The 319-nt window shown below is 73.7% G+C and carries 1 protein-coding gene; it reads right to left on the reverse strand.

The window, feature by feature from the left end; translation table 11 throughout:
* A partial coding sequence (locus JHD82_RS30125) for an RtcB family protein (RefSeq protein WP_233174967.1) occupies positions 1 to 319 on the reverse strand: 319 nt, incomplete at both ends.

The following is a 319-nucleotide window of genomic DNA, read 5'->3' on the forward strand; positions in this document are numbered from 1 at the left end:
GTGGCCTTGATGTGGTCCTCCACGCTGAACATCTTCTTGGCCTTGGTGCGGCTCATCACGCGGCCCGCGCCGTGGCTGCAGCTCTCGAAGCTCTCCGGGTTGCCCAGGCCGCGCACGATATAGCTGCTGTCTCTTATACACATCTGACGCTGCCGACGAAATGCGAACAGTGTAGATCTCGGTGGTCGCCGGGTCATTAAAAAAGGGGGGGGGGGGGGGGGGGGGGGGGGGGGGGGGGGGGGGGGGGGGGGGGGGGGGGGGGGGGGGGGGGGGGGGGGGGGGGGGGGGGGGGGGGGGGGGGGGGGGGGGGGGGGGGGGG

It is taken from the genome of Delftia sp. ASV31, assembly GCF_016428765.1.
Classification (GTDB): domain Bacteria; phylum Pseudomonadota; class Gammaproteobacteria; order Burkholderiales; family Burkholderiaceae_C; genus Comamonas; species Comamonas acidovorans.